Below are 5,189 nucleotides of genomic sequence, written 5' to 3'. Positions count from 1 at the left end.
GACAAGGGGGACAACGGGGACAACGGGGATGGAGAATAACTCCAAACTCCAAACTCCAAACTCCAAACTCCAAACTCCTAACTCCAAACTCCTAACTCCAAACTCCTAACTCCAAACTCCTAACTCCCAACTCCCAACTCCCAACTCCCAACTCCCAACTCCCAACTCCCAACTCCCAACTCCCAACTCCCCCTCTCCCCAAAAAATGCCCATGAAAATTGACGAATTATCAACTTTAGAAATCAGCTTTAATCGATTAATTGAAACTCTGCTAAATAAAAAAACAGACAATGAACACTTCACAATAAAACTACACAGCGAACGCAGTCAATTTACGCGGTTCAATCACGCCAAAGTGCGACAAACTGGTTGTGTTGCTGATGGTTGGATCGAACTTAATTTGATGCAAGATCAGCGTAATAGTTTTCGACAGTTTCCCTTTACAGGCAATTGGGAAACAGACTGGCAAGCAGCATACAACGCTTTCAAAGAACTCAGGGAAGAACTGCCCTATTTACCTGCCGATCAGTATCTCGTATTGCCATCAGGAACAAATACCAGTCGCGAGACACATTCGGGGAAATTGTTGGCAGCAGAAGCGGTAGTACAAACAGTACTGGAACAAGTTGCCGAATTAGATTTTGCCGGGATATATGCTGGGGGTTTGGTAATTCAAGGTTATGGTGATTCAAGCGGTCAAAAACATTTATTTGCAACCGATACTTTTACCTTAGATTATTCTATTTTCACGACTTCTGGACAAGCTGTGAAAGGCACTTTTGCTGGAAGTGATTGGGATTCAACTGCGTATACAGCGAAAATCAGCGATGCGAAAAGGCAAATAGAACTGCTTTCACATTCGCGGAAAGAATTGCCACGAGGAAATTACAAAACTTATTTTGCACCGTCGGCTGTTTCTGATTTATTAATGATGCTTTCTTGGGGTGGTGTCAGCGAAGCTGATATTCAACAAGGAAATAGTGCTTTGGCTGCGATATGCCGTCAAGAAAAGCAGCTTTCTCGATTATTTAATTTGAAAGAAAACTTTCAACGCGGGTTGGTGCCACGATTTAATGAATGGGGAGAAATGGCAGCGCCGGAAATACCTATAATTCAAAAAGGGATGTTAGTAAATACCTTGGTGAATTCTCGCACTGCTAAGGAATATGATAAAAATGCGAACGGTGCGAATGGAAATGAGTCATTACGTGCGCCAGAATTGAGTATGGGAAATTTAGCATTTGAGGAGATTTTGCCTAGTTTAGATACAGGGTTATATGTATCGAATTTACATTACTTGAATTGGAGCGATCGCCCAACTGGTAGAATTACAGGCATGACTCGTTATGCTTGCTTTTGGGTGGAAAAGGGAGAAATCATCGCACCAATTGAAAATCTGCGTTTTGATGACAGTCTCTATCGTTTTTGGGGAGAAAATTTGATAGACTTCACGAATTTTCAAGAATTCATTCCCGAAGTCGGAACATACGAAAGTCGTCAACTCGGAGGAAGTATGGTTCCTGGGATGTTGGTTGAAGATTTCACTTATACTCTTTAAATGTTTCGCGCAAAATTGTAGAGACGTTCCAGTGGAACGTCTCTACGATGGTTCCGGCATGAGGTAAATAAAACATAATTTGATAAAATCATGTTCATCCGTGTAACAAAATGAATATGATTGACCACGACCGCCTTTTTAAAGAATTAATTGCAACATTCTTTATCGATTTTTTAGAATTATTTTTCCCGCAGGTAACTACGTACCTAGAACCCGATTCTTTAACATTTTTAGAAAAGGAAATATTCACCGATGTCACCGAAGGAGAACAATACGAAGCTGATTTAGTGGCACAAATGCGTTTTCGTGGACAAGATACTTGTTTCCTAATTCATATCGAAAATCAGTCTTACAGCCAAAAAGATTTCGGACGCAGAATGTGCGCGATATTTTGCACGCTTGCACGAAAAATACGCATTACCCGTATATCCAATTGCCGTTTTTTCCTTTGATACCCCTCGCACAACCCAAACAAATTTCTATCGCGTTGAATTTCCCGATAAAACAGTTCTCACCTTCGATTATGGTATTGTTCAACTCAACCAGCTAAACTGGCGTGACTTTTTACAACAAGAAAATCCCATCGCCAGCGCTCTCATGGCTAAAATGAATATAGCACCCGAAGACCGTCCCAAGGTCAAATCAGAATGTTTGCGCTTGTTGGCAACTTTGCGGTTAAATCCAGCAAAAATGAAAATGATATCGGGGTTTGTCGATATTTACCTCAAGCTGAATCTAGCTGAGGAAGAAATTTTTAAAGCGGAGATAGCAAAATTTGAAATAGTTAAACAAGAGGTTGTGATGGAAATAGTTACCAGTTGGCAACAAGAAGGAGAATTAAAAGTTATTTTACATGTGCTTAATCGCAAACTTGGTTCGATTACACCCCAGCTAGAGGAACGAATTCGTCAATTATCTACTACCCAATTGGAAGATTTAACTGATGCGTTATTGGATTTTAATTGCCAAGAGGATTTAGTGACTTGGTTGGATGGAATATAACAACCAGAAAAGAAGGGAGATGGTACGTATTATGAGTTTTATGAAACGTAGAAAATTTACTCGTTATGGAACTATAGCCATCTCTTCCTTTTTATTAAATCTTGATGTAGGAGCTTCTAATTTTACAAATACTTTAGTATCTGCAAGTATGAGTTCTAAAATTGTTTTATTACATAATAAAAATATAATTACACAGCTTTCCTGCTCGTTTACTTCTTCTTGCCTGGTGATGAATTGCGTTGTGGTGGGTTGTCTGGATACAGTTGTTCGCGTCCGTTGCGGATAACTCGCAACATATCGCTGAGGTTTTGCTCGATATTTTCCAAAACGCTATCAGCATAAGTATCGGCGCCATTTTCAATTTCTTGAGCTTGAGCGATCGCAATAAGCCGAATTTCCTCCAACTCTTGCTGACAAGCACGTCGCTTGCGCTCAATTTCTGCCAGAGTCTCTTCCATCATCGCATCACATTCAAGCTGCACTTCTTGCCGAAGAAGAAGCGCTTCTCTTTCTGCTTGTCGGATAATGTCGCTTTCAGCTAGAATCTGCGCTCTTTTCGCTTGCGCTGCCTCTACAACTTGGTGTCCATACTCTTCCGCTTCCAGAAGAATTTCCTGCTTCTGTTCGATAATCGCGGCAGCTTCTTGAAAAACAGACGGCAAAGAAACTCGAATAAAATCAAGCTGATCCAGCAGCTTTTCTTCATCCACTAATGTGCGTCGGGTCAGGGGAATGTGGAAACTAGAAAGAATCATTTCCTCTAAGTGGTTGAGTTCCTGCTGAATTTCTACACTTCCCGTTCCCGAAACGTCTCCATAGGAGTTTCCATCGGCAAACTCCTGAGGTTCTAGGTTGCTTCCGTTTTGATTGGGTTCGATACTGTCTGTTGGTGAGCGTAGCATTGGTATATATCTAGAGCGACGTGCGGGGGAACAAGATGATCAATAGAGCCACCAAACCTTGCAATCTCTTTTACTACACTACTACTTAAAAAACTATACTCGTTTGACGTAGCCAGAAAAACAGTTTCTATTTGAGTAGAAAGGGTTTTATTAGTATGAGCCATTTGTAGCTCTACTTCAAAGTCGGAAACCGCCCGTAAACCCCGTATTAAAACTTGTGCTTGCTGCATTTGGGCATAATTGACGGTTAGACCATCAAAGCTGTCTACTTCTACATTAGGTAGATGTGCTGTTGAAAGACGAATTTGTTCTATGCGTTGTTGCACGCTAAACAGTGGCATTTTGTTCGGGTTACGCAGCACAGCGACAATCACCTTCTCAAACAACCTGCTACCACGTTGCATCAAGTCAAGGTGTCCTAAGGTAATGGGGTCGAAACTACCTGGATAAATGGCAATCACAATATTAGATGCTTCACTGTTATTTAGGTGATTATATCGGAACTCGATTGATAGATCACGAGCCGCTATTTTTACTTTAGAAATAAAGGATGATTATTTAGATATAGGCGTGAAAATCAATGTAGAGACGTAAGCTAGCTACGTCTGTTGGCTTTGTGGTAACGCATCATTAATTTCTGGAGATGATAATTTTACACCTTAGACCCTTAAACTAGAAAACTGAGGCTTTGCAAAGTGCCATGCACAAAAAAATGAAACATCCTCTAAATACCATGTTCTTTGAGACTAGCAACACTTGAAGTGAGGAAACCGACCATCAAACTTCTTAACAACCGATCCTCAGACTTTCCGCAAAATCCAAAATCTAAAATATTATAGGTACTTTTGCATGGCACTGGATTTTTCCGCCTTGCCTTTGGCGTTTCAATTTACTTCTCCAGGACCGATTCTGGTTAAAATTGGATTTTTAACTATCCGCTGGTATGGCTTATTGATTGCCTCATCTGTGTTAATTGGCGTTAGCCTCTCTCAGTATTTGGCAAAACGCCGTAATGTTAATCCAGAGTTGCTAAGTGATTTGTCAATTTGGCTGGTAATTGGAGCAATTCCTGCCGCACGCATATATTACGTTTTATTTCAGTGGGCAGAATATGCCCAGCACCCAGAACGCATCATTGCTATTTGGCAAGGAGGTATTGCGATTCATGGTGCAATTATTGGTGGGGTTATGGCAGCGTTAATTTTTGCCAAACTCAAACAAGTTTCTTTTTGGCAATTAACAGATTTAGTAGCACCTTCGCTGATTTTAGGACAAGCGATCGGGCGTTGGGGCAATTTCTTCAACTCTGAAGCTTTTGGTAGTCCGACGAATTTACCCTGGAAGCTATACATTCCGGCAGAACGTCGTCCTCCAGAGTTGGCTAGTTTTGAGTACTTCCATCCCACCTTCCTTTACGAATCTGTGTGGGATTTAATGGTTTTCGCTTTACTAATAACTTTGTTTTTTCGGAGTTTGCGATCGCAATCACCCCTGAAAATAGGGACGCTATTTATGGTTTACTGGGTAGCTTATAGCTTAGGACGCTTTTGGATCGAAGGTCTAAGGACTGATAGCTTGATGCTCGGACCACTAAGAATCGCACAATTGGTCAGTTTAACGGGAATTCTTCTAGGATTAGCTGGGCTAGCTTGGCTTTACTTAGCTAAACGTCCTTTACCTGATGTAGTTTCCCCGCACAATGGAGATGGGGGACGCTTGGACTAGGG

General features: G+C 41.2%; 6 protein-coding genes. 4 read left to right on the top strand and 2 right to left on the bottom strand.

Features of this window, described 5'->3' with window-relative positions:
- The first annotated feature begins 211 nt into the window (after nucleotides 1-211).
- The 3 genes from OGM63_RS26830 to OGM63_RS26820 all read left to right on the top strand — a co-directional run bounded on the left by OGM63_RS26830 (nucleotide 212) and on the right by OGM63_RS26820 (nucleotide 2,560).
- On the top strand, nucleotides 212-1,558 hold the full coding sequence (locus OGM63_RS26830) for a TldD/PmbA family protein (RefSeq protein ID WP_263748770.1): 1,347 nt from the start codon (nucleotides 212-214) through the stop codon (nucleotides 1,556-1,558).
- Between the two features lie 116 nt (nucleotides 1,559-1,674).
- Complete coding sequence (locus OGM63_RS26825) at nucleotides 1,675-2,010, top strand: RpnC/YadD family protein (protein ID WP_263748769.1); 336 nt, start codon at nucleotides 1,675-1,677, stop codon at nucleotides 2,008-2,010.
- A complete protein-coding gene (locus OGM63_RS26820; RefSeq protein ID WP_263748768.1) occupies nucleotides 1,958-2,560 on the top strand; it encodes a DUF4351 domain-containing protein in 603 nt (200 codons plus the stop codon). The genes OGM63_RS26825 and OGM63_RS26820 overlap by 53 nt, the downstream gene beginning before the upstream one ends.
- A gap of 209 nt (nucleotides 2,561-2,769) precedes the next feature.
- Here OGM63_RS26820 and OGM63_RS26815 read toward each other — a convergent pair whose 3' ends face one another.
- Both OGM63_RS26815 and coaD read right to left on the bottom strand, forming a co-directional pair.
- Nucleotides 2,770-3,462, bottom strand: coding sequence for an ATP synthase subunit B family protein (locus OGM63_RS26815; RefSeq protein WP_263748767.1), 693 nt, complete (start codon nucleotides 3,460-3,462; stop codon nucleotides 2,770-2,772).
- Entirely contained in the window at nucleotides 3,408-3,923 is a 516-nt protein-coding gene (coaD, locus tag OGM63_RS26810; protein WP_263748766.1) for a pantetheine-phosphate adenylyltransferase, read from the bottom strand. Before coaD ends, OGM63_RS26815 begins: the two co-directional genes overlap by 55 nt.
- A 388-nt stretch (nucleotides 3,924-4,311) precedes the next feature.
- Between coaD and lgt the strand changes: the two genes are divergently transcribed.
- Entirely contained in the window at nucleotides 4,312-5,187 is an 876-nt protein-coding gene (gene lgt, locus OGM63_RS26805) for a prolipoprotein diacylglyceryl transferase (RefSeq protein ID WP_263748765.1), read from the top strand.
- Nucleotides 5,188-5,189: the final 2 nt, after the last annotated feature.

The organism is Plectonema radiosum NIES-515 (genome assembly GCF_025753815.1).
Lineage (GTDB): Bacteria > Cyanobacteriota > Cyanobacteriia > Cyanobacteriales > Nostocaceae > Hassallia > Hassallia radiosum_A.
Note: the sequence above shows the minus strand (reverse complement) of the source record. Positions and strands in the feature narration are given on the sequence as shown.

Coding starts and splice junctions, on each gene's coding strand:
- OGM63_RS26815 (WP_263748767.1), bottom strand. CDS start 3,462: ATGCTACGCTCACCAACAGACAGTATCGAACCCAATCAAAACGGAAGC.
- OGM63_RS26825 (WP_263748769.1), top strand. CDS start 1,675: ATGATTGACCACGACCGCCTTTTTAAAGAATTAATTGCAACATTCTTT.
- OGM63_RS26830 (WP_263748770.1), top strand. CDS start 212: ATGAAAATTGACGAATTATCAACTTTAGAAATCAGCTTTAATCGATTA.
- lgt (WP_263748765.1), top strand. CDS start 4,312: ATGGCACTGGATTTTTCCGCCTTGCCTTTGGCGTTTCAATTTACTTCT.